The sequence below is a fragment of the uncultured Oribacterium sp. genome, assembly GCF_902481605.1.
GTDB lineage: Bacteria > Bacillota > Clostridia > Lachnospirales > Lachnospiraceae > Oribacterium > Oribacterium sinus.
Window position 1 is genome coordinate 17,808 of record NZ_CABSXI010000017.1, and the last position, 23,733, is coordinate 41,540.

Annotated in this window: 23 protein-coding genes and 3 tRNA genes; 3 read left to right on the forward strand and 23 right to left on the reverse strand. The window is 45.9% G+C overall.

Annotation, left to right across the window (positions count from 1 at the left end):
• Nucleotides 1-49: 49 nt before the first annotated feature.
• From RDQ32_RS04670 to ybaK, 4 genes are all read right to left on the reverse strand, one after another.
• Entirely contained in the window at nt 50-2,461 is a 2,412-nt protein-coding gene (locus tag RDQ32_RS04670; protein ID WP_308579295.1) for a TIM-barrel domain-containing protein, read from the reverse strand.
• A gap of 73 nt (nt 2,462-2,534) precedes the next feature.
• Nucleotides 2,535-2,819 carry a glutaredoxin gene (locus RDQ32_RS04675; protein WP_308579296.1) on the reverse strand — a complete coding sequence of 95 codons (285 nt, stop codon included), beginning with the start codon at nt 2,817-2,819 and terminating at the stop codon, nt 2,535-2,537.
• Nucleotides 2,820-2,971: 152 nt separating this feature from the next.
• Nucleotides 2,972-4,009 carry an LLM class flavin-dependent oxidoreductase gene (locus RDQ32_RS04680; protein WP_308579297.1) on the reverse strand — a complete coding sequence of 346 codons (1,038 nt, stop codon included), beginning with the start codon at nt 4,007-4,009 and terminating at the stop codon, nt 2,972-2,974.
• Between the two features lies 1 nt (nt 4,010).
• The gene (ybaK, locus tag RDQ32_RS04685; protein ID WP_308579298.1) at nt 4,011-4,502 is read right to left on the reverse strand and encodes a Cys-tRNA(Pro) deacylase; all 492 of its coding nucleotides are present in this window, start codon (nt 4,500-4,502) and stop codon (nt 4,011-4,013) included.
• 114 nt (nt 4,503-4,616) lie between these two features.
• On the opposite strand from ybaK, the gene RDQ32_RS04690 reads away from it, so the two are divergent.
• Together RDQ32_RS04690 and hflX are read left to right on the forward strand one after the other, a co-directional pair.
• Nucleotides 4,617-5,396: a DUF1461 domain-containing protein gene (locus RDQ32_RS04690; protein ID WP_308579299.1), complete on the forward strand. Its 780-nt coding sequence runs from the start codon at nt 4,617-4,619 to the stop codon at nt 5,394-5,396.
• Nucleotides 5,397-5,691: 295 nt separating this feature from the next.
• Nucleotides 5,692-6,972, forward strand: coding sequence for a GTPase HflX (gene hflX, locus RDQ32_RS04695; protein ID WP_308579300.1), 1,281 nt, complete (start codon nt 5,692-5,694; stop codon nt 6,970-6,972).
• A 652-nt stretch (nt 6,973-7,624) separates the two neighbouring features.
• Here hflX and RDQ32_RS04700 read toward each other — a convergent pair.
• The 5 genes from RDQ32_RS04700 to gdhA all read right to left on the reverse strand — a co-directional run bounded on the left by RDQ32_RS04700 (nt 7,625) and on the right by gdhA (nt 14,335).
• Nucleotides 7,625-8,389: a YlmH/Sll1252 family protein gene (locus tag RDQ32_RS04700; RefSeq protein WP_007157521.1), complete on the reverse strand. Its 765-nt coding sequence runs from the start codon at nt 8,387-8,389 to the stop codon at nt 7,625-7,627.
• 51 nt (nt 8,390-8,440) lie between these two features.
• Complete coding sequence (locus RDQ32_RS04705) at nt 8,441-9,334, reverse strand: DUF3881 family protein (RefSeq protein WP_304072371.1); 894 nt, start codon at nt 9,332-9,334, stop codon at nt 8,441-8,443.
• Nucleotides 9,335-9,635: 301 nt separating this feature from the next.
• Nucleotides 9,636-10,538: a methylenetetrahydrofolate reductase [NAD(P)H] gene (gene metF / locus RDQ32_RS04710; protein ID WP_308579301.1), complete on the reverse strand. Its 903-nt coding sequence runs from the start codon at nt 10,536-10,538 to the stop codon at nt 9,636-9,638.
• Nucleotides 10,525-12,792, reverse strand: a complete 2,268-nt coding sequence (metE, locus tag RDQ32_RS04715; RefSeq protein WP_308579302.1) for a 5-methyltetrahydropteroyltriglutamate--homocysteine S-methyltransferase — start codon at nt 12,790-12,792, stop codon at nt 10,525-10,527. The genes metF and metE overlap by 14 nt, the downstream gene beginning before the upstream one ends.
• Nucleotides 12,793-13,000: 208 nt before the next feature.
• Nucleotides 13,001-14,335 (reverse strand): NADP-specific glutamate dehydrogenase, encoded by a 1,335-nt coding sequence (gene gdhA, locus RDQ32_RS04720; RefSeq protein ID WP_007157527.1) that lies wholly within the window; start codon nt 14,333-14,335, stop codon nt 13,001-13,003.
• A gap of 235 nt (nt 14,336-14,570) precedes the next feature.
• Between gdhA and RDQ32_RS04725 the strand changes: the two genes are divergently transcribed.
• On the forward strand, nt 14,571-15,107 hold the full coding sequence (locus tag RDQ32_RS04725; protein ID WP_308579303.1) for a hypothetical protein: 537 nt from the start codon (nt 14,571-14,573) through the stop codon (nt 15,105-15,107).
• Nucleotides 15,108-15,153: 46 nt separating this feature from the next.
• Here RDQ32_RS04725 and rpsR read toward each other — a convergent pair whose 3' ends face one another.
• From rpsR to RDQ32_RS04795, 14 genes are all read right to left on the reverse strand, one after another.
• Nucleotides 15,154-15,426, reverse strand: coding sequence for a 30S ribosomal protein S18 (gene rpsR / locus RDQ32_RS04730; protein ID WP_308579304.1), 273 nt, complete (start codon nt 15,424-15,426; stop codon nt 15,154-15,156).
• A 60-nt stretch (nt 15,427-15,486) separates the two neighbouring features.
• Nucleotides 15,487-15,942 carry a single-stranded DNA-binding protein gene (locus RDQ32_RS04735; protein WP_007157530.1) on the reverse strand — a complete coding sequence of 152 codons (456 nt, stop codon included), beginning with the start codon at nt 15,940-15,942 and terminating at the stop codon, nt 15,487-15,489.
• 22 nt (nt 15,943-15,964) lie between these two features.
• Nucleotides 15,965-16,306 (reverse strand): 30S ribosomal protein S6, encoded by a 342-nt coding sequence (gene rpsF, locus RDQ32_RS04740; RefSeq protein ID WP_007157531.1) that lies wholly within the window; start codon nt 16,304-16,306, stop codon nt 15,965-15,967.
• A 107-nt stretch (nt 16,307-16,413) separates the two neighbouring features.
• Nucleotides 16,414-17,064 carry a GNAT family N-acetyltransferase gene (locus RDQ32_RS04745; RefSeq protein ID WP_308579305.1) on the reverse strand — a complete coding sequence of 217 codons (651 nt, stop codon included), beginning with the start codon at nt 17,062-17,064 and terminating at the stop codon, nt 16,414-16,416.
• Nucleotides 17,057-18,052 (reverse strand): phosphatidylglycerol lysyltransferase domain-containing protein, encoded by a 996-nt coding sequence (locus tag RDQ32_RS04750; protein WP_308579306.1) that lies wholly within the window; start codon nt 18,050-18,052, stop codon nt 17,057-17,059. Before RDQ32_RS04750 ends, RDQ32_RS04745 begins: the two co-directional genes overlap by 8 nt.
• 355 nt (nt 18,053-18,407) lie before the next feature.
• The gene (locus RDQ32_RS04755; RefSeq protein ID WP_308579307.1) at nt 18,408-19,145 is read right to left on the reverse strand and encodes a tRNA1(Val) (adenine(37)-N6)-methyltransferase; all 738 of its coding nucleotides are present in this window, start codon (nt 19,143-19,145) and stop codon (nt 18,408-18,410) included.
• A 94-nt stretch (nt 19,146-19,239) separates the two neighbouring features.
• Nucleotides 19,240-20,079 (reverse strand): stage 0 sporulation family protein, encoded by an 840-nt coding sequence (locus tag RDQ32_RS04760; protein ID WP_007157536.1) that lies wholly within the window; start codon nt 20,077-20,079, stop codon nt 19,240-19,242.
• Between the two features lie 52 nt (nt 20,080-20,131).
• Complete coding sequence (locus RDQ32_RS04765) at nt 20,132-21,064, reverse strand: hypothetical protein (RefSeq protein ID WP_308579308.1); 933 nt, start codon at nt 21,062-21,064, stop codon at nt 20,132-20,134.
• 51 nt (nt 21,065-21,115) lie between these two features.
• Complete coding sequence (locus RDQ32_RS04770; RefSeq protein WP_308579309.1) at nt 21,116-21,703, reverse strand: guanylate kinase; 588 nt, start codon at nt 21,701-21,703, stop codon at nt 21,116-21,118.
• Nucleotides 21,704-21,717: 14 nt separating this feature from the next.
• On the reverse strand, nt 21,718-22,314 hold the full coding sequence (locus RDQ32_RS04775) for a hypothetical protein (RefSeq protein ID WP_308579310.1): 597 nt from the start codon (nt 22,312-22,314) through the stop codon (nt 21,718-21,720).
• Between the two features lie 188 nt (nt 22,315-22,502).
• On the reverse strand, nt 22,503-23,333 hold the full coding sequence (locus tag RDQ32_RS04780) for a biotin--[acetyl-CoA-carboxylase] ligase (protein WP_308579311.1): 831 nt from the start codon (nt 23,331-23,333) through the stop codon (nt 22,503-22,505).
• 135 nt (nt 23,334-23,468) lie between these two features.
• Nucleotides 23,469-23,540 (reverse strand) — tRNA-Glu (locus RDQ32_RS04785).
• Nucleotides 23,541-23,561: 21 nt separating this feature from the next.
• A tRNA-Cys gene (locus RDQ32_RS04790) sits at nt 23,562-23,632 on the reverse strand.
• A 39-nt stretch (nt 23,633-23,671) separates the two neighbouring features.
• Nucleotides 23,672-23,733 (reverse strand) — tRNA-Asn (locus RDQ32_RS04795).

Here is a 23,733-nt window from a genome sequence, read left to right on the forward strand (position 1 = left end):
CCGTTTCAGACCTATATTGCTTGGAAAACTATTTTACAGCCCCTAAATCTTATACTCCGCTTGCGGAAAGCAATTCCACAAGGGCTCCTCGTAGGGATTCCGAGGTACAGCGGGAGTGTACTGCTCCCAAAATCTCCGCCCTGCTCTTCTTTCCCAATTCCTCCAGGCAAGCATAAATCCTTGTCTTTTCGTCATAGGAAATCTGGGCATTCTGTAGAAGCGTAAAGGCTCTGTCCTGTAAGAGCTTATTCTCCTGCGCCTCTCTCTTTTCCCGATCATAGCTATAGCGAAGACAAATGCCTTCCTTTCCGTCCCAGGCAGGAAGGGAAAGGAGCAAAGCATCCTCCTCTTCCAGATAATCTCCTACTTCTACCGGAAGCTCCGAATCCCCGTAGGTCAGGCTTAAGCCTTCTAAAAAGGAAACCCCTCTTAGGTGCAGAAGGAAGAGTCTCTCTTTGGGAAGGGCATTTTCATTTCCCTCCACCGGGGAAATGTGCAGTACCTCCTCCACGGAACCGCCCTTACTTTCATGTCGAAGGGAAAATCTGGTAAATGCCCAATCTTCTTTACGGAAGTCGGCAAACTCATGCTCGTCCTCCGCCAGACAGAAGCTTCCGTCTGCCCCGGAGAAGATATGAAGCTCCATAAGCTCCGGCGCATCCACTGCATTGCCCTCTTCTCTACCGTCCAGAGGAAGAATAGTACCCTCTTTAGCAAGAACCGGAATGCTTTCCAGGCTGCGGTACAGCTCCAGTTCTCTTCCTCCCGTAAGCTTTTCTCCGGTAAAGAAATCTACCCAGCGTCCCTCCGGAAGCCATGCCTTCACTTTTCCTAAGCCACTGACAGGATCCTCCTTTTCCGTAATGGGGGCACAAAGCAGCTCCGTTCCGAAGTAATACTCATTTTTATAATCGTACAGTCCGTCCCAGGGTTTCTCCTCGTAGTACAGCGGCAAAATCAAAGGACGTCTTTCCACATGAGCAAGATAGTTCATGGTGTAAAGATAAGGCACAAGTGCCTTTCTCAAACGAAGGAAATTCTTGGAAACCGCCTCCGCATCTCTGCTGTATTTCCAGGGCTCCTTTCCGTTAAAGGCATTGTTGGTACTGTGCAAGCGCATAATGGGAGAAAAGACTCCAAGCTGTACCCAACGGGTAAAGAGGGAATCATCCCGCACTCCCCACATATGTCCCCCGATGTCATGACTCCACCAGCCGTAGCCGATATTGCTGGCTGTGGCGGTAAAATAGGGCTGGAAATCCAAGCTTTCCCAGGAAATCACCGTATCTCCGGAGAAGCCGATGGGATAACGATGGGAGCCGGGACCGGCATAGCGGGAAAGAATCAAGCCGCGCTTCTCTCCATTTTCCCCCTTATTATCCTCATAATGATAATGATTCAGCATCCAAAGAGGATCCAGGCCCTTCATGCCGGAATTCTCTCCCTGCTGCCAGTCAATCCACCAAAAATCCACTCCGTCCTTTTCCATCGGGTGATGCACAAAGCGAAAATATCCTTCTCTAAACTTCTCATCCAAAAGGTCGAAAAGCACCGGCTCTTCTTCCTTTTGATTCACGCCCATAAATTCCGCAAAGGCAGGGTAGCAATCCTCAAAAGCCCGGACGCCGTCCGCAGGATGAACATTTAAGGTACAGGCCATGCCTCTGTCCTTCAAAGCCTTTAGGAAACGGGGAGGGTCAGGGAAAAGCTCCCTGTTCCAGCTATAGCCGGTCCAGCCGGTACCGTATTTCTCCGGCACCTTGGTGATATGCCAGTCCATATCAATTACCGCCACCTGGAAGGGAATATTTTCCTCCTGAAAACGGTCCATCAGCTCCAGATAGCTTTCCTCGGAATAGACAAAGTAACGGCTCCACCAGTTCCCCAAGGTATAACGGGGAAGCAGAGGAACATCTCCGGTCAAATGGAAGAAATCCTTTAACGCCGTCTTATAGTCCGTGCCGTAGGCGAAGAAATACAGGTCGATTGCCTCAGGATCCTCTCGAACAAAGAACTTATCCTCATGATAAAGCATGCTTTTACTGTCATCCAAAACGGAGAAAAGCTGCCGGGAAACGATTCCTTCTCCAAGTGGCAGGGCACCGTCTATGCCGTCCAATGTTCTGGCCGTACCCTTTAAGCTCTCAATCTTATCCCCGTAATGCCAAAGGGCCGAGGTGTTTCCCGCATCTCCGCTGACGAAAATCCGAAGATTTTCACTGCTGAAGGCTCCACCCTTATAAATCAATCGCAGATATTTGGTGCGGAGGATGCCTTCTCCCTGCTTGCCCTCTTCCCAATGGAATTCTGCCGGAGAAAAGCTGCGGTTCACCACCATCTGGCTCTCCCCATCCACAAAGCAATCCTTTTCACTGTATTCCAGGCGCAGCAGTCTTTCTGTCAGCACCGTAAAACGAAAGTGCTTCCCCCTGATTTGATTCCCTTCTCTGATTCCTTCCATAGCCTTTCCTTCCCTCTAAGAAAAATAGCTTCCAAAATTCCTTCTTCCGGGATTTTGAAAGCTAATTTTTGTATTAAGCTGTTGCTAAAGCCTTCTCCAATACCTTCTTTACATTTTCCTTGGCTTCTTCAAACTTCTCTCCGATATGGGACTCATAAATCTTCTCCTCTGCCACAAACATAGCGGGAGTTGCCCAGTAATCATATTGTTCTGCAATTTCAGGGTGTAAGCCCTCGTCAATCTCCTCGAACTCCACCTTTCCGTAAGCAGGATTCTCCGAAATCAATTCCTCTCTGGCCTTTCTTGCCTGTGCGCAGTAAGGACAACCATTTACATAAAAAAACTTTACCTTTGCCATTGTATTTTCCTCCTATTATTCTTTCGTGATGAAGTCTTTTCGCAAAAAGCATTAAGTACTATGCTTCTTTATGCAAGACTTCTTTCTCATCAGACTACTGTATTTCCTTTTCGAAAACAATGCCGGAAAAGAAAATCTTTCTAAAATATCTCTTAAAGCTCCTCCAGGGCCTCCTTTAAGAGCTGGTAGGAATAGTGCTGAGCCTTCTCTTCGTAAATGTAGGAGTTAACAATCAGCTCGTCAAAATGCACTCTCTCCTGCACTTCCCACATTTTCGCCTGAACCTCTTCCTTGGTGCCGATAAAGGAAAAGGCGCCCATCCGCTCCACGATTCTCTTTTCCTGATGAATCAGCTCCTCGGTAAATGCCACCGGGCCGAAGTGGGGCACTCTTACCGCCTCCACATAGTCCTTCCAGACCTCTTCCATGGACTGCACCGGAGGGAGTAAGCCCTGAGACTGGTTGGTGATGATATTTAAGAATGCCTGCCACTGGGTAGTAGCCAAAGACTCCGCCTCCTCCTTCGTATCCGCAAGAATCGCATTTGCCCCTAAAATCACATAGGGCTTTTCCAGCACATCGGAAGGTTTGAAATTCTCCTGATAAATCCGAATGGCAGTCTCCATCATGGTTGGGGCGAAGTGGGCTGCAAAGGAATAGGGAAGTCCCAGCCTTGCCGCAAGATAGGCACTGTCGGTACTGGAACCCAAAATATACAGGGGAATGTTAAGCCCTGCTGCCGGGTAGGCATGCACCACCTCCGTGTCCCGGAAATACTCCGAAAGCTCCATCAGCTCTCGCTCAAAATCCGACTCTCTTCCCACACCTCTTCGGATGGCTCTGGCTGTTTCCAAATCCGTTCCCGGAGCACGACCAAGCCCCAAGTCCACCCTGCCCGGATAGAGGGTTTCCAAGGTGCCGTACTGCTCCGCCACCAGATAGGGGCTATGGTTCGGCAGCATCACCCCTCCGGAACCGATTCTGATTTTTTCCGTATTGCTTAAGGCATACTGGATCAAAAGCTGGGTGGCACTGCTGGCTACGGAATGGGTGTTATGGTGCTCTGCAATCCAGTAACGGGTATATCCCAGCTCCTCCGCCTTCTTCGCCAGATTCACCATCCGATCCATGGCCTCTTTATAGCTTTCTCCCTGCCTCAGGGGAACCAAATTCAAAATCGATACCTTCATCTTACTCTTCTCCTCCACGAATCAAATCCTCAAAGCTTCCGGATACAAAGGCACATAAGTCCTTTGGAGACAGGCCGATTTGCAGCCCTCTCTTACCGGCGGAAACATAGATTCTTTCCAGCTCCTCCCCCTGCTTCTGAAAGTAGGTGGGAAAATGCTTTTTCATGCCGATGGGGCTACAGCCTCCCCGAATATATCCGGTCAAAGGCTGAAGATCCTTCATGGGAATCATTTCCGCCTTCTTGTTTTGGGAGACCTTCGCCGCTTTCTTTAAGTCCACTTCCTCCAGCACCGGAATCACTGCCACGAAGTAGCCTGTTTTATCCCCCTTTAAGACCAGGGTTTTATAAATAATTTCCGGGGGAAAGCCTAATACGGAAGCCACATGAGCCCCGGACAAGTCCTCCTCATCCACCGGATACTCCTGCTCTACATAAGGAATTTTTGCCTTATCCAAAAGACGGCATACATTGGTTTTATTGTCCTTAGCCATTTTTCCCTCCTTTACTTACTCGCTTCGTGTTATACTAAAAAAATATGGAAAATATTTGAAAATCAAATTTTTAGCCTTACACATTTTACACCAAAGAACAAAAGAAAGGAAATCATGAAATCCCATTTAAAACATATATTCTATCCTGTCGCCTGCCTGCTTTTTTCCCTCTTTCTGGTCTTTATCCTCTTCGTCTCAGGCTTTGAACTGGCCTGCTACGGAAATCCTTCTTATTATAGACAGGAATTTCAAAAATACCAAGTTCAAGAAGCTTTGCTGGAAAATCGGGGAGAGTCCATCCCCCTATCGGATCTGGAAAAGGTTATGGGAGAGACCCTTCGCTACCTTCGGGGAGATCGGGAGAATCTCATTATCCCCGTTTCAGTAAATGGTGTGGAGCAAAACTTTTATCAGGAGGACGAAGCCTCTCACATGGCGGATGTACGGGTTTTGTTTACCCTAAGCCTCACCCTGCGCATGATGTTCTTCCTCTCACTCTTGGCCATCGTCTTTCTTCTTGTGATTTTAGAGCACGGAAGGGCTCTTGCCATTCTGGGAAAAGGCTTTCTCTACTGCATGGCGGGTTTCTTGGCAATCTTACTGCTCTTCTTCCTCTATGCCAGTCAGAACTTTGACCAAGCCTTTACGCAGTTTCATCTGCTCTTCTTCTCTCAGGGGAACTGGAGCTTTGATCCGGCTCTAAGCCGTATGATTAACATTATGCCGGAAGAATTTTTTCAGGACACCGCCTTTCGGATTCTACGATTCTTCCTGCTCCTGCTGCTGCCCTTCCTGCCTCTGGCATGGTTTTTCAAGAAGAGGGGAAGGAATTGGGGGTATCCTTCGAAGCGAGGAACTGTAACCATTGAAGATATTCGCTCCAATGCAGTATAGGCATGAAATCGGGCACGCTCTCGCTAACTTCGCCTTCGCAGCGGATACTAAGCGAAAAACTTCGGTACCCTTGTTTTTCGCAAGTACCGGCGGGCTCAGATTGCCCCTCTTTCATGCCTATACTGCATCTGTCGCTTCAATTCATTGATTGATACAGTTCTTCTCTCCGCAGGTTTTCGCAAGTATCGGGCTCAGACGCCCCACCTTCCAGACCTATAGCACGGGGCAAATACATAACATTGATTTATATCCCTTTATATTTGAATGATATATGGGATAAGGATAAAGGAGTTTTATGCAAAGTAATCAAATTCAAAACAAAAAAGCGGTTCTGGTGGGTGTGGAATTTCCGGAGAACAGAGACTTTGCTCTGGACATGGAGGAACTTTTCGGCCTTTGTCAGGCCTTGTCCATTGAATGCTGCACCAGCATCAGCCAAAGCTTAGCCAGAGAGGACAGTGCTACCTTTATCGGCTCCGGAAAAGTGGAGGAAGTAAGATCCGCCGTACTCTTTCATGAGGCGGATCTGGTCATTTTCCAAAATGCCCTCTCCCCCTCCCAGCTCCATAACCTGTCCAAGGCTCTTTCTGTGGAGGTTTTGGACAGAACTCAGGTGATTTTACAAATCTTTGCGGAACGGGCCAGAAGCAAGGAAGCGAAGATGCAGGTGCAGTATGCCACCCTTCAATATATGCTGCCCAGGCTTGTTGGACTTCGGGAAAATCTCTCTCGCCAGGGCGGAAGCGGCGGTGCCGGTCTTTCCAACCGTGGTGCAGGAGAAAAGAAGATTGAGCTGGACAAGCGAAAGATTCAGGAGGAAATGGCTTTTCTCAGAAGAGAATGCAAGAAGCAGGAAGAGGTGCGCCGGGTAAAACGGCAGAAAAGAGAGAAATCCAATATTCCAAGAATTGCTCTGGTGGGCTACACCAATGCGGGAAAGTCCAGTCTTATGAATGCCATTTTAGATTGGAGTAAGGAAGGTCAGAAGGAAAAGGTGGAAGAAAAGGATATGCTTTTTGCCACTCTGGATACCACCATTCGTCATGTGAAGGGGGAACGGGGAGAGGAATTCCTTTTTGCCGATACGGTAGGTTTTATTCGAGACCTGCCTCCCAAGCTTTTGGATGCCTTCCACAGCACTCTGGAAGAGGCCATTGAAGCGGATTTGATTTTACAGGTGGTAGACTATTCCGACCCCAATTATCAAAAACACATGGACAGCACCCTAGCAACCTTAAAAAAACTGGAAGCAAGTCATATCCCCATGCTCTATGTAATGAACAAATGCGACAAGGTTCTTCCCCTGTCGGAGCTTCCCAAGAAGAGGGGAGAAAAGCTCTACATTTCCGTTAAAGAGGGAATTGGAATTTCTGAACTTATGGAAGCGGTAAGCGAGAAAGCCTCCGCCAATCTTCGCCCCCTGTCCATCCTACTCCCCTACAGCGAAGCAGCTTGGGAAAACAGCATCCGAAAAGAAGGGAAAATTCTCTCCCTATCCTACGAGGAGGAGGGAATACAAATGGAACTCCGCCTACCGGAGGCCTTGTACGCAAAACTCCAAAGGTTCTCTGTTTAAGTATCTTTCGATATGGATAGACGAGGAGAAAACAAGTCAAACAAACACACGAATGTCGTACAGTTTTCGGTAATGAAAAGTATTTTTTAGTGTAAACAAATAATAGGGAGCAATATTTACCCTATAGGCCTTAGAGAGGGGACAACCTGAACCCGATACTTGCAAACTTGCGAAGCGAAGAACTGTAGAAACCAATAAGATGAAGCGATGATGTATAATAGGTCTGTAAGAGAGCAATCCGAGCCCGATACTTGCGAAAACCTGCGAAGAGAAGGACTGTAACAATCAATGAATTGTAGCGACTGATGCAGTATAGGCATGGAAGAGGGCAATCTGAGCCCGCCGGTACTTACTGAAAGCAAGCTAAAGCGAAGCTTGAAGTTAGTACCGCTGCGAAGGCGAAGTTAGCGGGAGCGTGCCCGATTCCATGTCTATACTGCATTGGAGCGAACGCCTTCGATGTATACAGTCCTTCCCTTCGCAGGGGCGAGGTTAGCGGGAGCGTGCCCCAAATACAGACATATTATACATCGGAGCTTGTCTCTTCAATGGTTACAGTTCCTCGCTTCGAAGAGAGCGAGCTTAGCAGGAGCGTGCCCGATTCCATGCTTATACTGCATTGGAGCGAACGCCTTCGATGGTTACAGTTCCTCTATCCATATCGCAGGATCCGTAAAACCATTCTCCCCTTTTTGGTGTTTTTCTCAAGGCCAAGGTAATGGAACTTCCCCAGCCCTCTTACGGAAATCTTTTCTCCCCCCTTTAGACTGCTGCTGCCCTTCGCCGCCAAACCGTCCTTATACACCAGTTCTTTGGCAAAGTATTCCTGTGCCTTTCCTCTGGAAAGGTGGAATACCGCGGAAACGATACCGTCCAGTCGTTCGGAGGCGGCAAAGATCTGCTCCTCTATTCTTTCCTGCTTAGGGACAAAGGCTTCCTCACACTCTTTGATTTCTACACTGGTATGCCGAATCTGCTGCAAATTCTCCAAGAGATAGTCCTTCATTTTCCGAAGCAGATACACATAGCTTTTCTCATCCCGAAAGAAGATGTCTCCCAGCATTTCCCGTTCTATCCCAAGACTCATAATGGCTCCCAGTACATCTCTATGGGACAATTCTTCGGAAAATTTTTTCTGCTTTCCCTGAATTTCCAAAAGCACTACAGGATTGTCTTCCAAGAGAAGCTCCCTGCACTCTTCCTCCTCCATAAAACTTGGGTAAAAGAAAAAGGCCTGCCGTTCCGCCTCTTCTCCTCCCAAAAGCAGAAACTTAGCCCCTCTTTCCCTTTTGATTTTCTCTAAAAAAAGTCCCCTTTCTCTTTCCGATAAAAAGGGACTGTTTCGCACTATACCGCGCTCTTCTGCTTTTCGCCAAATATCTTCCACGTGGGCAAGAATATCTTCTCTGTCTTTCATGGTCTTTTATTGTCTCGCTTACTATTTCCTATATCTATCTTTCAAACAATCTTAGGAATTAGAGCTTTGCTCCAAAAACTCCACTTCTCCCTGCATCCACACATTGCCCTTAAAACGGCGGCCAATGGCGGGGACTCCCAAAAGATCTTTTTCATTGATGCAAACGCGAAATACCGCGTCCATACATCTTACTTTTAAATCCAGGATATTTTCATGGGTATAGACGTTACTCTTCACCCGAATATTCACAATCTCTCCCAAAATGGAATACTGGTCGCACTCCACCCCGGTAGGCATAAAGGTGGACTCCACCAAGCTGTACAGGTCTTCCTTTTCAATTCTCTGATTCACCTCGGACATCAGATTCATATCGGTCTCTGTCAGGGTTTCCAAAGCATCCTGGTCTCCTGCCTTAGCCGCCTCGAAAAGCTTCATCTGCTCCACAAAGTGCTGTCGCTTTACCCACTCATCCTCCGCCTTCTTCTCTATAGGAAGAAGAATCTTTCCTTCCACGGAAAGTCCGGTCAGATAGACCTGCTTGGGCACCGCCTTAATCTGCATCCGTTTCAGCTGATGGGCTTCCAGAGAATTGCAAAGATAATAAATCAGGGTAATCCCTGAGGTAAAATCCTCCATCACGCCGGCATAGGTTTCCTTTTCCGCGTGGCGCTCAATGCTTCCCTCCACCGTTTCCACTCCTTCGTAGGAACGCATGTAAGGGAAATAATAGTCCCTGTGAAAAATCCCCTCTGCATCTCTGTGACCAACCACAGTAATGCCCATAGAGGGAGCTACCGGAAGCTGATACTGCTCCACCACCTGTCCATTTCCATAGGAGACAAAGCTGCTGCGATATTTTTCATGTACTGCCCTTTGTAAATAAAACTCTGCATCCTTGTCTTCCTGCAATGCAGAAAACCCAATGGATCGTAGAAACTTATGCATTAGCCTTCCTCTTTCCTGACCTCTCTGAAACCATCTCCATATCTTACAACAAAGGCTACTGTCTTGCAATAGCTACCGGGGAAGGTCTAAAACCATACCCCATGTCCGAATCAAAGCCGAATGCCCGCATCCTCCCTAAATGGTCTTGAAAACAGGCGAGAATAAAAAAAGCCATGCGGTACAGGTCGGAAAGCGGGGTATGATACCTTCCCCTTTTCCATCCTATGCCACATGAAAGCTCATTTTACTGCTATTTTAATGCTTTTTGAAAAACGCCATTTTCAAAGCTTCCCTACCCTCTCTATGCGGAAGCGCTGGAACCGCCCGGGTTGCCCTTCTGAGTAGACTCAAAAAGGCTATGGGTTGCCTTATAAATCTTTCTGGCAATGTAAGGATTGTTCATGGTGTAAAGATGCACACCGTCCACGCCGTGAGTCACCAGATCCACGATCTGATCCACCGCATAGGCAATGCCCGCATCTCTCATGGCAATGGGGTTATCCTCATACTTGTCCAAAATATTCTGAAACTTCTTTGGAACCTTTACCCCGCAAAGACTGGCCATCTTTAAGACCTGACGCTTGTTGATGACCGGCATAATTCCCGCTTCAATGGGAACATCAATTCCGGCCAAAGCGCAACGCTCCTGAAAAATGTAGAACTGCTTATTTTCAAAGAAAAGCTGGGAAATCAGGTGCTCCGCTCCCGCATCCACCTTGTTCTTTAAGTAACGAATGTCCTCTACTCTATCCGCGCTCTCGATATGTCCCTCCGGATAGCAGGCTGCGGAAATATGGAAGTTTCCGTGCTCCTTCAAAAAGGCAATCAGGTCGGAAGCGTAACGGAAATCTCCTCTATTCTCCTCTCCCTCCGGAATATCTCCTCTGAGAGCCAGGATATTCTTGATTCCGGCAGTCTTCAACTCTTCAATCTTTTCTAATACATCCTGCTTTGTTAAATTTATACAAGGAAAATGAACCACACTGGGCACTTCGCAGACCTTCTTAATGTGCTCTGCAATAGGGATGGTGCTTTGGTTATTCTTTCCGCCCCCTGCCCCGTATGTCACCGAAATGAAATCCGGTTTTAAATCCCGAAGCTCATCCAAAGTGTCATATATGGTTTCAACCGGTGAGTTCCTCCGAGGTGGAAACACCTCGAAGGAAAACACTGTTTTTTCTTGAAATAAATCAACAATACTCATTTCTCAATTCCTTTGCCGCCTGGACAAGATTTGCTAAACTTGCCAAGGTCTCCTCGCTTGCTCTAGTCTTCAATCCGCAGTCCGGATTTACCCACAGTTTCTCTTTTTCAATCTTCTTCAGCATCTTTGCCAATGCTTCTCTAATTTCCTGAACGGAGGGCACTCTGGGGGAGTGGATGTCATAAACTCCGGGTCCTACCTCTGTACGGAAATGGTTCTCTCTTAAGGAGTCCAAAATCTGTAAATCGGAACGGGAAGCCTCGAAGGAAATAACGTCCGCATCCATGTTGTCAATCGCTTTAATAATATCGGTAAACTCACTGTAGCACATATGGGTGTGAATCTGAGTGCCTGCCTGACATCCGCTGTGTACCAAACGGAAGGCGGGAATAGCCCAATCCAGATACTCACTGTACCAGTCAGACTTACGAAGAGGTAACTTCTCTCTTAAAGCCGCTTCGTCTACCTGAATGATCTTGATACCATTCTTCTCTAAATCCAATACCTCATCACGGATGGCCAAGGCGATCTGCTTTGTGCTCTCCGCAATGCTGATATCCTCTCTTGGGAAGGACCAGTTTAAGATGGTTACAGGTCCTGTCAGCATTCCCTTCATGGGACGCTTGGTTAAGCTCTGTGCATAGGTGGACCATTCCACTGTCATAGCGGAAAGTCTACGTACATCACCCCAGATAATTGGCGGCTTTACGCAACGAGTTCCATAGGACTGTACCCAAGCCTTCTCGGTGAATAAGAATCCGCTTAAGAGCTCTCCGAAGTACTCCACCATGTCGTTTCTTTCAAACTCACCGTGCACCAGTACATCCAGATCCAAATCTTCCTGAATCTTTACCCACTCTGCAATCTTCTTCTGGTTAAATGCAATGTACTCTTCCTTGGTCTTCTCCCCCTTCTTAAAGGCAGTTCTGTTGGCACGAACATCCGCACTCTGTGGGAAGGAACCAATGGTTGTGGTGGGGAAGAGGGGAAGCTTAAACTCTTCCTTCTGAAGCTTTTCTCTCTCTTCAAATACAGGAAGTCTGGTGTAGTCCGCATCGGTAATAGCTGCACAACGATCCTTTACCGACTTGTCTTCACTGTTCGGTCTTGCTGTTGCAAAGAGCGCCTTATTGGCCTCTAAAACCTCCGGCTTAGCCTTACCGCTAAGAAGCTCCTTTAAATCCAAAAGCTCTTCCAGCTTCTCGATAGCAAAGCTGAAATGACTCTTTACTTCCTCGGAAAGCTTATTCTCTCCTACTAAGGTGTAAGGAACATGCAGTAAGGAGCAAGAAGTACTTAGTACTACGGAAATGCCCTTAGCCTCTAAATCCTTTACCTCCTGCACGGTCTTCTCGTAATGGTTTCTCCAGATATTCTTTCCGTTTACCAAACCGGCGAAAAGAAGCTTGTCCTTGGGGAATCCCTTAGCTACAAGTGCCCTGGTCTCCTTACCCTCTAAGAAGTCAAGACCTACGCCGTCAAAGGGGAGTGCCAAAATGCTTTCATAGGCATCTCTTACATCGCCAAAATATGTCTGTAATATAACCCTTGTGCTGCCCTTTACAGAAAGAATTCCCTGATATAAAGCAGTAAAAAGCTCCAAGTCTTCCTTCTCTAAATCTCTTACCAGGTACGCCTCATCAAAGGCAATCCACTTGGCACCAAGAGAAACGAATCTCTCCACATAAGCCTTATAAGCGGAAACTGCCTGCTCCAGGAAATCCTTCTCGGTCTTCTTCTCTGTATAACGAAGCAACTTTAATAAGGTAAATGGTCCGATAACTACAGGCTTAGTCTCAACCCCTAAAGCCTTTGCCTCCTCATACTCCTGGAAGGGCTTGTCACCCACAAGGGAAATCACATCCTTATCGGAGATTTCCGCCACCATGTAATGGTAGTTGGTATTGAACCACTTCTTCATTGCCAAAGCCTTCACGTCTCCGGCCTCTCCCTTATAGCCTCTTGCCATAGCAAAGTACTGCTCCAAGGGACTTAAGGACAATTCTCTGTAACGATCCGGAATGATGTTAAAAAGCACTGCTGTATCTAAAAAGTTATCGTAAAAAGAGAAATCATTGGAAGGGATGAAATCCACTTCCTCCTGCTGCATCTTTAACCACTGCTTCTTTCGAATATCCTTTGCAAGCTCCTGTAGCTCCTGCTCGGAAACCAATCCCTTAAAAAACTTCTCTGTTGTAAACTTTAGTTCTCTTAATGCTCCCACTCTTGGGAAACCGATTACTGATGTTTGCATGCTTTTTTCTCCTTACTTTTTATTTTCCTTTACAAAAATGCTTTTCTTGTCATTCCTTAGACTCCCCCTAATGAGAGTCTTTGAAGTGGATATAGTATAGCGTAAAAACGTTTCCTTAGGCAAATATAAAAAAACAGGACTTAGCTATAGTTTTTGCCTATAGCCAAGCCCTTCACCCTAAATCGGTTCTCTCGCCCTTACTTCTCTCTTATACCAAGCCCTGTGCCAGCATAGCCTCAGCTACCTTCTCAAAGCCGGCTACATTGGCTCCAACCTCGAAGTTTCCTTCATGGCCGTAGCGCTTTGCCGCCTCGGATACGCTCTTGAAAATGTTTTGCATAATTCCCTTAAGCTTCTCATCCACTTCTTCAAAGCTCCAGGAAAGTCTCTGAGAGTTCTGGCTCATCTCCAATGCGGAAACGGCAACACCGCCGGCATTGGCTGCCTTACCGGGCATGTAAAGGAAGTGATTCTCCAGGAATACATCCACAGCCTGCTCATCGGAAGGCATATTTGCTCCCTCTGCAACGCAGAAGCAACCGTTCTTGATTAAGGTCTTCGCCTCTTCTCCATTTAACTCGTTCTGGGTTGCGCAGGGTAAAGCCACATCGCACTTTACACCCCAGGGACGCTCTCCTGCATGGTAGGTCGCTCCCGCAACACGGTCGGCATACTCGGAAATTCTGCCTCTCTTCACCTGCTTAATGTCGAAAAGCACATCCAGCTTGATGCCTTCCGGATCATACACATATCCGCCGGAATCGGAGCAGGTTACTACCTTACCCCCAAGGCTCTGTGCCTTCTGGATGGCATACTGAGCAACATTACCGGAACCGGAAACCACAATGGTCTTTCCCTTGATTTCCTTTCCTACGGACTTTAACATCTCATCCACAATGTAGACCAAACCGTATCCTGTAGCCTCCGGACGAGCCAGAGAGCCTCCGAAGGTTCTTCCCTTTCCGGTAAGTACACCCTCGTACAAATTGGTGATTCTCTTGTACTGTCCGTACATATAAGCCACTTCTCTTCCGCCTACACCGATATCACCGGCAGGAACGTCTTCGTTAGCTCCGATGTACTTATACAGCTCTGTGATAAAGCTTTGGCAGAAGCGCATAACCTCCGCATCGGACTTGCCCTTAGGATCAAAGTCCGCACCACCCTTACCGCCACCGATGGGAAGGCCGGTCAGGGAGTTCTTTAAAATCTGTTCAAAGCCCAGGAACTTCAGAATAGACTGATTTACGCTTGGGTGAAAACGGAGTCCTCCCTTGTAAGGTCCGATAGCAGAGTTAAACTGCACACGATAACCGATATTGATATGGTGCTTTCCCTGGTCATCTGTCCAAGGCACTCTAAAACTAATAATTCTTTCCGGCTCTACAAAACGCTCCAGTAAAGCATTTTTCCGGTAAAGCTCCTCATTGGCTGCCACAATAGGCTCCAAAGACTCTAAAATTCTCTTCGCTGCCTCTAAAAATTCTGCCTCATTGGAATGCTTCTTCTCCAGTGCCTGATAAACCTCACTTACATAGGACATAAACTTGCCTCCATTCTTTCCTCATTTACCGCTAAACTATAGCACTAAATCATTTTCAACTACAATAGGAAATATCTTGTATTCCGAAAAAGAATACTAATTGTTCCTTCCATAAAATCACGATAAAATATCTCGTAAAATAGAAGAGCAAGCGGGATGCAAAAGAAAGATTCGCGGCAACATTTTGCCTAAATATACTGATTCAGAATTTATGCTAAGGGTAGGAGGAAAAGCAATGTTAACTGCAGCTGAAAGAGAGAAAGTTTACTTTACCAGAGGCTTTCGAAACTTTTGTTTTCGTGCCGGAAAAGCCAACCCTCATTTTCTATTCTACCAATTCTTGAATATAATTTACTTTTGCTTTTTATTTCTTATCTGGTTTGCTATAAGCGAATTTAAGATAACTTGGTATACTAAATTATTGTTTTTTATTTGCTTCTCTAATATTATAATAGGTTATTTCTGGGGTGCTTGGTTAAAAATAATCATATTATTACATCTATTTAAGAGGACTCAAAAACAACAGAAGGAAACACAGAATTCTTCATCTGAGTGGTTAGAGATATTCCTTAAAAAAATCATTAATGGAGAGGTACTGGTCATTGACTTAGGTGATGGATTTGCTTTGTATCAAAAACAAAAATTAATTGTATTCTTTTATAAGGGATTTTTTTACGATATGGACTATTATGAAAAATTTAAAAAAGTATTTTTTGAGCCCGAGAGTGCAATTCAGCAGCTTAACAATAATAACAATATCCCTAAAGAGTAATTGGGATAAACAAAAAAACAGCCCCACTTTCGTGGAGCTGTTCTCATTAATCTACCTGGTATGGTAACAGAGCAATGTGTCTTGCACGCTTGATAGCGGTAGTGATTGCTCTCTGATGTAATGCACAAGAACCTGTAATTCTTCTGGGAAGGATCTTTCCTCTCTCAGAGATATACTTTCTTAATGTTCCTACATCCTTATAATCTACCGGCTTTACCTTATCTCCGCAGAATCCACAAACTTTCTTTCTGCTGCGGAAGCCTGCGCCGGCTCTTCTTGGTCTTGCTGAACTACTCTTATCTGACTTCTGAAATGCCATGGCTTTCCTCCTTCTATATTGCAGCTTAGCTGCTCTTCATCCTGAGGAAACCTTCCCTACCTAAGTGAAGGGGAGTCCCTCGTCCTCTACCCCATCAGGTATATTCATAAATCCTTCTCCAAGATCCTCTTCTCCACCGCCTACATAGGGGCCGGAAGAACGGGAATAGGAAGTATTGCCTCCCTGTCCTTTGCTGTCTGCAAACTCCTGGTCATCCACAATAATGTCTGTGGTATATACGGTTTGTCCGTCTTTGTTCTGATAACTGCCTGTCTGAATACTGCCGGATACCAACATACGCATACCTTGATGCATATACTTCTCTGCAAATTCTGCTCTCTGTCCGAAGGACACACAACGGATAAAATCTGCTGTAGGCTGTCCATCGTTTTGGTTTCTGCGGCCTCTTCTGTCCACGGCAAGAGTATATCTTGCAATGGCCATGCTGTTCTCACCCTGGGAATACCGAATTTCCGGATCTCTTACCAATCTACCCATCAGGATAACTCTGTTCATGTTTTACTCGCTTTCCGCTTGCTTATTCAGCTACTGCTTCTGCTGCAGGCTCATGCTTCTTTGTCTTAGCTGTTTCTTCTTCTGGCTTAACCACAAGATAGCGGATTACCGGTTCCATAATACGAACCTGGTCCTCGAGCTCGTTAGGAGTGTTTGCATCTCCTGTGAACGGGATGAAATAGTAGTAGGCTTCTTTCATGTGCTGAATTTCATAAGCCAGTCTCTTCTTACCCCACTCTTCGATAGGCTCTACAACAGTACCATTGTAACGGGTGATAAATCCCTTAATCTTTTCAATGGCTGCTGCTCTCTCCTCATCATCGAGCTTCGCACTGAGAACAACGCATAACTCATACTTGTTCATTCGCTTTTACCTCCTTTTGGTCTCTGGCCTTTCCTTTTGGAAAAGCAAGGAATAGTGATACAGCTAACAATGATAGCAAAGTTCTCTACTGATTGCAAGCATTAAAATTAGTCCACGTCAATAATATAAATCCTCTCCTTTGCCAGTCTCTGCAAAAGAGCATCTTCCGTATCGTCTGTATAGCCGCTGAACTTTCGAAAGGCCTCCGGGTTCAATATTTTCAGCATCACCACCGGATCCTCCGGCAGTTCATCCTCCTCATCGGAGAGGGCCGCTTCCTCTGCCCGTCTTTCTAAAAGTTCCTTGGTGGGAAGGGCATAAAGTGCAGACTTCTCGATTTCTTCCAAAGGCTTTTCTTCCAGGCTAAGCTTTCCTATAGTCCGAAAGCCGTAGGGGCTGTAAATGCTTTCCGCCACGGGAATCAGGAAGCAAAAGGGCTCTCCCTCCTCCTCTAAAAGAGAAAAGGCACGGCGAAGCAGCTCTCCCATAATCCCCTGCTTTCTCTTTTCTTTCTTGGTACCGATGGCATAGAGGTAGCTTGCCGTAAGCTCCTTTTTAAAGAAGGACATCCTGAAAGGGTTGATATGAAGCATGCCCACAATCTCTCCCTCTTCCTCCATGGCAAGGATTCTCTTCGGTCTTTTACGATAATAGTAGTCCACAAAGGCTTCCGAATCCTCCGGGAAAATCTCCCGATACAAGGCCTTCGTTCTTTCCTGTTCCGCCTCCGTTCGGAGAAGAAGAATTCTTCTACTCATACTCTTCTACGTCCTTCTCGTATTTATCCGTAAGATACTTCTCATAGCCCTGGAAATCCTTCTGCAATACCATGTATTTTCTGGCAAAGCCGATGGGATTATAGCTTTCCTTTGCCTTCCGAAGACCTTGCAGCCCCATATCATCCTCCCGGTTTACCAGCTTTGCCTGGGGGAATTCATGAAGCAGAAATTCCTGATTAATCACCTGATAAATTCCGGGGACATTGGGATTACCCTTTTCAATAGAGATGCTGGCCATTTCCTCTCTGGGATTATAGGCTCCGATGGAGAAAGCCTCCAGCTTTCCGTCTATAAAAATACCTCCGATGTAATGGTCTATAGCAAAGCAATTCTGTAAAACCTCGTGAATTCCCTTGATTTCGTATTCCAGGGTTTCCTCTCCGTTTCCCTCTTCCTTGACCCGATGGGTGTACCAACGATCTAAGAAATCCCAAACTGCCTGCTTTTCCAAACAGCGAATACTTCTATATTCCCAACGGCCCTCATATTCTCTCTTGAACTTGTTGACCAGATTCTTCTTCTTATGAAAACGCTTTCCCGGCAGGGTTCGTAGCTCCTCCGCATCATAGAGGTAGTCCTTGTAATCCTCCTCTTCCCGTACGATAAAGCGGGGATCCTCTTCCAAATGCAGGTACTTTACTGCCTCTTCATCCGCCAAATAAATCTTTAAAGGCTTCTTTAAAACCTGGTTAAAGTAGTCCTTAATCAAATCAAAATACTGAGGCAAATCCTCTTCGTCACAGTAGGGCGTGGCGGTATACTGCTCTCCGTCCTTCTCCATCAGAATAAAAAGAGCCTTGTCCTCCCACTCTGCAATACGGGTGTCACAATATTCCGCCCAGAGGTAGCTGTCCAAAGCGCAACTATCACAGGTTTTGTTCGGTCTTCGATAAAAATAAGGAGCAATACGGACGGAGTCCTCCACCCGTATTGGCTCAAATACCAATTTTTTCGCATCCAATGCCATATTTGTCCTTCCTTTCAGGAACTGCTTACTACTTGGGACATTTTACCACAGAATGCAAAAAAGCTTGTGAAAAAACGATAAAATTCCTCCTTTCTTTTGAAATTTTTCATTCTTGAGAAAGACTTCTCTGTAGACTCTCTCCAAAGCAACAACGTTGACCGGTCTTAGCCTTACCATAACAAAAGAAAGGGCCTCTGCCTAGACTCCATATTCGGATAATATCCGTATACGGATAAGGTTTTAGCCCTTTCTCTATTTATTTTTCTCCTACTGCCCTGATTAATTAATGGGAGAAATACGGCGGAAAGATGGAGCTTTCTGAGCCGGCTTTTTCCGAAGCATTCCCTCCATGATCTTATGATGCCCCCACTCCGTAAATCTCCAGTAGCTCCTTCGTATAGACTCCCTTTTCCCGATACAGTATCAATGGCGGTAAAATCCGAAGCTCTACAGAGGCTCCCCGTACCGCTTCCAAAAGGAAAAGCTTTGCCTCTCCCTCCACAAAGGAGTGCACCATCTGCAATCTTTTCGGCTCCAGACCCTTTTCCCGTAAAATGCTGATAATCTCCGCCATTCGTTTCGGCCGATGCACAAGATAAAACTTCCCCTTAGGGGCCAGTAAATATCTTGCCGCCTCTGAAACATCCGTAAAGCTACAGCTCACCTCATGTCTTGCAATATTTTTCTTTTCCAGCGGATTTTGCAGGTCTCCCTGCATATAGGGAGGATTTGCGGTCACCACCATAAAGGAAGAAGCCAGGCTTTTCCCCTCTGCCGTCCTTTGCTCTTGGATTTTGCAAAGGTCTCCCTCCAGGATATGGATTCGCTCCTCTTCATTTAAGGCTACGGATCTTCTGGCAAGCTCCACCGCCTCCCTTTGAATTTCGATTCCGTAAATGCTTTTCGCCTCTGTTTTTGCCGCCAAAAGCAAGGGCACAATTCCGTTTCCGGTACAGAGATCGAAGACTCTTCCTCTCTTTACTCCCTGCTTTGCAAAATTCGCCAAAAGCACCGCATCCGTTCCATAACAAAAGGCTTCCGAATCCTGAATAATCCGGTAGCCCTTGCATTGTAAATCATCTATTCTTTCCATGAACAAATCTCTGCTCTTTTCCTTATAAGTCCTGTATTCGTTTCAAAGCCGGGCTTTCTGTCCTCTTTATCCTATTTCCCTATGAAAACCATACTTAGGCTTCGTCTTTTCTCCGTCTTGGCTTAAACTTCAGTTCCGAAACCTCATACTCCCGAAGCTCCTTCTCATCTTCCTTTTCCAAGTTTACAATCAGCTTTACCTTCTGGTTTAAGACGGAAACGGAAACCACCTCTCCCTTTAAGCCCTCCTTGGTGGTGGCATAGTCTCCCACCGCCGGCAGCTTGGAGTTTAAGAACTCATAAACCTCTTCTTCATTTTTCAAACAACACATCAAACGACCGCAGACCCCGGAGATACTGCTGGGGTTTAAGGATAGGCCCTGCTCCTTTGCCATCTTGATGGACACCGGAACAAACTCCGGAAGATAGCTGTGACAGCACAGAGGCCGACCGCAGGAGCCGTAGCCTCCCAGAAGCTTGGTCTCGTCTCTTACCCCCACCTGTCGAAGTTCGATTCTGGTACGAAAAATCGCTGCCAAATCCTTCACCAACGCACGGAAATCCACCCTGCCGTCCGCGGTAAAATAGAACAATGCCTTTCCCCGGTCAAAGGTATATTCCACGTCAATCAGCTTCATTTCCAGCCCATGCTCTTGAATCTTCTTCCGGCAAATCTGAAAAGCTTCCCTTTCCTTCTCATGATTTACTTCGTACTGCTTCCGGTCCTCCTCTGTGGCCTTTCTGAGAATTTCCTTAAGAGGCATCACAATCTTTTCCTCCGGAAGCTCCTTATTGGCCATCAAAACTTCTCCGTATTCCACGCCTCTGGAGGTTTCCACCACGGCAAACTCTCCCCTCGTAAAGCTTATGCCCTTGGGAGCGAAATAATATACCTTTCCCGCGGTTCGAAACTTTATTCCAATTACCTCTGTCATCTATAACCCTTTCTTTATGGCTTTTTTGGCTTTCTTTATGGCTTTTCTATAATTATGTATTGGATAAAAACAAAAAGAAATCTAAAATCTGATAGTTTTGGGCAACATTTACCGCCCGTCCTTCTTTATAGCGTTCTATATATTCTCCCCACTGCCCCAGTGTCCAATAGGAATATTTTTCCGCCATGGCCGTAATGCTCTCTCTGGCACTCTGCCCATAAAGCAAATGATGGTCTTTCGTGCTTTTATAGCATAACACATCCCGTAAAATAATATCAAGAAAACAGTAGAGCTCTTGCCCGTCCAGCTGTCCCAGCTCCTCCGCGTATTTCTGCATTTCCTCCTGCTTCTTATGGGCAATCTCCTTTAAAAAGGCGGGTAAGGCACGAAGAGCCGGAATTTCCTGTAGCAATTTCCACTGCTTTTCTATGGGCATATCCCCCACATAGACTCGAACCACACGGCTCAAAACGGTGTCTAAAAGCTTGTTTTCATTTTCGCAAAGGAGAATCATGATAACATGCTCCGGAGCTTCCTCCAGGGTTTTTAAAAGGGCATTTTGGGCCTCCACCGTCATCTTATCGCTGTGGCAAAGCACGTAGACCTTGTACTGCCCTTCCTTCGGGGAAATGTCCACCGTCCCCTTCACTTCCTGACGAATCTGATCAATGGAAATGCTGGATTTCTTCTCTCCGTTTTCCTTCTCCTGATAATCCACAAAAATCAGATCCGGATGCTCTTCCTTTTCAATGCGAAGACTCAGACTGTCCTCCGACTCTTCCTTTTCACTATAAAAATCCGGCCGGTCCTCTGTGCTTTCTTCTTCCAGGGGAAGGCTGAACTGCTTTTCCGGTTCTTCCTTCTTACTTTTATGAAAAAGCCGTACCACAAAGTCCTTCGCCATCTGACGAAGCAAGTCCTCTTCCTGCCCAATCACAAGATAAGCATGATGGATTCGATGATCCGGTATGGAAATCCCCTTCATTCCTTGCCTTTTCCTCTTCCTGTTCTCTTCTTATCACAATCGGATGACCCGCTACAGCCCTCTTTCCGTCCCCGATTTTATATCCGCCAGAATTTCTTCCACACATTTGTCAAAATCAAGATTGTGATAGCGTTTCTTAATGCCGGCTTCCCGAAGCTTTTCCTCCGAAAAATCCTTATTATCCGCCTGAAAACGTCTTTCCAGCTCCTCCAGAGCCTTGGGATCATTCCCCTGCTCCCGAGCCTTGGCTCGACTTAGGCGAAGCTCATCCTCCAGCTCAATATAAACAGGCTGAATAAATTCCTGTCCCAGATAATCTTTAATACTGTTGTAGCTTTCCAAGGTTCCGATGCAGAGAAAACCCTTGCCTTTCTCCCGAAAATCTTCCTCATAAGCCGTACCGTAATACCAAAGTCCAAAGGCAGTATCATAGCTGCGGCTTTCCATCATTTTCCCCTCTGAAAGAAGCTTTAAAAACTCCTCTTCCAAAAGAAAATGATATTCCTCCCCCTCCTTTTCCATGGGGCGCATAGGCCTGGTGGTATAAGGAATAATCCTTTTTAAGTCGCTTCTTTTCACCAGCTCTTGGAAAATGCTATCCTTTCCTACAGCGGATTTTCCGCAGATATAGTATATCATTGCTCCTCATTCTCCTAAGGCTGGCCCGGGCCCTGATTGTCTCCGCTATCATCCGCAGACTTGGGTCCTTCTCCCACTACCGCATCATCAGAGCTATGACTCTTACTGCTTTTCTGACCGACCGTAGATTCCTTCGTTGCTGCCGTACTGCTCTTTTTACCGCTTTGACTCTCCAAGGTGGGAGATTCCCCGATGCTTTCCTTGTTGCCCTTACCGGAGGAACTGCTTTCCTCTTTGGAGGCGGAATCTTTTCCGGATTCCTTCGTAGATTCCTTGGTACTCTCCTTATTGCTTTCCTCGGATTTGGTCGATGTTTCTTCCTCCGAGCTTTCTTCCGTAGTCTTTTCCGTCCTGGCTTCCGTTTCTTTCTTCTTGCTCTCTTTGGCGGCTTCCGTAATCAAAACCGCTTCCTTACTGCTCTCTGAGGCAGCTTCCGTCGCCTTTAAATTCGGTAAAGAAAAGCCTGCAATATTCTTGAAAAACAAAAAGCAAACCACGATAGCCACAATGGCCAGGGATAAGGCGAAAAGCAGCTTCAGAATATCCCCGATAAAATTGGCTTCCTCCTCCACATGCTGCTCACTTCTTCTTTTCTTTCTATGATCCTTCATACCTAATCTATAACCCCTTTGCAAAAAACATTTTTCCTTAGAATCTTGCATATTTTAACATGAAAATGCAGAACAATCTATGAGGAACTAAGCCCAAGATTTAACTTACCTTTATTACTTCTATATTTTATGTAAAAAAGGAATTTCCTCTTCAAAATACTTTAAAAGATTTTCCTCTTTAAAATACTTTAAAGGAATTTCTCCTTTACTTCTCCGGAAGAAACAATCTTCATGCTGTCCTCTTGGCAACGCACGGAAAGAGAACCGTCCTCTAAAATCGCCTCTACCCTTCCTCGATATTCCTGATGGTTTTCCGTGAAGAGGATATCCTTAGTTAATAAGATATTTTCCTTCCTATACTCTTCTTCCACCTTGTCCTGATCTAATAGAGAAAAATAGTGAAACAGGATAGAAGCAAGAAACTGATTTCGGTTTATAGTTTCCTTCTTTTTCTCATGATAATCAAACAATGTTCCGGCAATGCCGGAAAGCTCCTGGGGAAATCCGGATTCCGGAAGAAAAAGATTAATCCCGATACCCATAATACAATAGGCTAAAGAAAAAGAATCGCTAAGCTGTCCTTCAGCTAAGATTCCCACAAGCTTTTTTCCTTTATAAAACAGGTCATTCACCCACTTAATGGAAAGCTCTATATCAAAAACCTCCTTCACGGCACGTTTTACCGCAACAGCTGCATGACAGGTTAGAACCAATGGGTTCTTGTTTTCTCCCCTTGGCTTGGTCAAGATACTGAAATACAGGCCAGAGCCCTTGGGAGAAAGAAAGGATTTACCCATCCTACCCCGTCCGGCAGTTTGATAATCGCTAAGAAAAACGGTACCTTCCAAAATATGGGAAAAAATATCTTCTTCATAGGGAAGCTTTTGAATTCTTCTTTTACATTCCGTATTGGTGGAGTCAATTTCATCAAATAAAAGTACATGAGGTTCCAAAGATAAGCATCCCTGATTTCTTGCCTGATAAAAACGCAATATTTCTGTAGAAGATAAGGGCTCCATAATTCCTCCAAATTTCTATATAACATCTGATTATTATGAATACAAATATATGAATATAAATATATGAACATAAACTATTTGAAATCCACAATAAATTTATATACAAAAAAATCCCAAGAACATCTTGGGATACCGTGACGCCAACGAGAATCGAACTCGTGATACCACCGTGAAAGGGTGGTGTCTTAACCGCTTGACCATGGCGCCATAACTCTATAGTAGAGCGAAAGGCGAAGACCGGATTTGAACCGGTGATCAGGGTGTTGCAGACCCACGCCTTACCACTTGGCTACTTCGCCACACATTCTCTTGTCTTAGCGAAGAGAAATGGGAAACGCCTCCAGATGGACTCGAACCAACGACACCGCGGTTAACAGCCGCGTGCTCTACCGACTGAGCT

Excerpts from the sequence above, each read along its gene's own strand:
- RDQ32_RS04670 (WP_308579295.1), bottom strand. The coding sequence starts at position 2,461 with ATGGAAGGAATCAGAGAAGGGAATCAAATCAGGGGGAAGCACTTTCGT.
- RDQ32_RS04675 (WP_308579296.1), bottom strand. The coding sequence starts at position 2,819 with ATGGCAAAGGTAAAGTTTTTTTATGTAAATGGTTGTCCTTACTGCGCA.
- RDQ32_RS04680 (WP_308579297.1), bottom strand. The coding sequence starts at position 4,009 with ATGAAGGTATCGATTTTGAATTTGGTTCCCCTGAGGCAGGGAGAAAGC.
- ybaK (WP_308579298.1), bottom strand. The coding sequence starts at position 4,502 with ATGGCTAAGGACAATAAAACCAATGTATGCCGTCTTTTGGATAAGGCA.
- RDQ32_RS04690 (WP_308579299.1), top strand. The coding sequence starts at position 4,617 with ATGAAATCCCATTTAAAACATATATTCTATCCTGTCGCCTGCCTGCTT.
- hflX (WP_308579300.1), top strand. The coding sequence starts at position 5,692 with ATGCAAAGTAATCAAATTCAAAACAAAAAAGCGGTTCTGGTGGGTGTG.
- RDQ32_RS04700 (WP_007157521.1), bottom strand. The coding sequence starts at position 8,389 with ATGAAAGACAGAGAAGATATTCTTGCCCACGTGGAAGATATTTGGCGA.
- RDQ32_RS04705 (WP_304072371.1), bottom strand. The coding sequence starts at position 9,334 with ATGCATAAGTTTCTACGATCCATTGGGTTTTCTGCATTGCAGGAAGAC.
- metF (WP_308579301.1), bottom strand. The coding sequence starts at position 10,538 with ATGAGTATTGTTGATTTATTTCAAGAAAAAACAGTGTTTTCCTTCGAG.
- metE (WP_308579302.1), bottom strand. The coding sequence starts at position 12,792 with ATGCAAACATCAGTAATCGGTTTCCCAAGAGTGGGAGCATTAAGAGAA.
- gdhA (WP_007157527.1), bottom strand. The coding sequence starts at position 14,335 with ATGTCCTATGTAAGTGAGGTTTATCAGGCACTGGAGAAGAAGCATTCC.
- RDQ32_RS04725 (WP_308579303.1), top strand. The coding sequence starts at position 14,571 with ATGTTAACTGCAGCTGAAAGAGAGAAAGTTTACTTTACCAGAGGCTTT.
- rpsR (WP_308579304.1), bottom strand. The coding sequence starts at position 15,426 with ATGGCATTTCAGAAGTCAGATAAGAGTAGTTCAGCAAGACCAAGAAGA.
- RDQ32_RS04735 (WP_007157530.1), bottom strand. The coding sequence starts at position 15,942 with ATGAACAGAGTTATCCTGATGGGTAGATTGGTAAGAGATCCGGAAATT.
- rpsF (WP_007157531.1), bottom strand. The coding sequence starts at position 16,306 with ATGAACAAGTATGAGTTATGCGTTGTTCTCAGTGCGAAGCTCGATGAT.
- RDQ32_RS04745 (WP_308579305.1), bottom strand. The coding sequence starts at position 17,064 with ATGAGTAGAAGAATTCTTCTTCTCCGAACGGAGGCGGAACAGGAAAGA.
- RDQ32_RS04750 (WP_308579306.1), bottom strand. The coding sequence starts at position 18,052 with ATGGCATTGGATGCGAAAAAATTGGTATTTGAGCCAATACGGGTGGAG.
- RDQ32_RS04755 (WP_308579307.1), bottom strand. The coding sequence starts at position 19,145 with ATGGAAAGAATAGATGATTTACAATGCAAGGGCTACCGGATTATTCAG.
- RDQ32_RS04760 (WP_007157536.1), bottom strand. The coding sequence starts at position 20,079 with ATGACAGAGGTAATTGGAATAAAGTTTCGAACCGCGGGAAAGGTATAT.
- RDQ32_RS04765 (WP_308579308.1), bottom strand. The coding sequence starts at position 21,064 with ATGAAGGGGATTTCCATACCGGATCATCGAATCCATCATGCTTATCTT.
- RDQ32_RS04770 (WP_308579309.1), bottom strand. The coding sequence starts at position 21,703 with ATGATATACTATATCTGCGGAAAATCCGCTGTAGGAAAGGATAGCATT.
- RDQ32_RS04775 (WP_308579310.1), bottom strand. The coding sequence starts at position 22,314 with ATGAAGGATCATAGAAAGAAAAGAAGAAGTGAGCAGCATGTGGAGGAG.
- RDQ32_RS04780 (WP_308579311.1), bottom strand. The coding sequence starts at position 23,333 with ATGGAGCCCTTATCTTCTACAGAAATATTGCGTTTTTATCAGGCAAGA.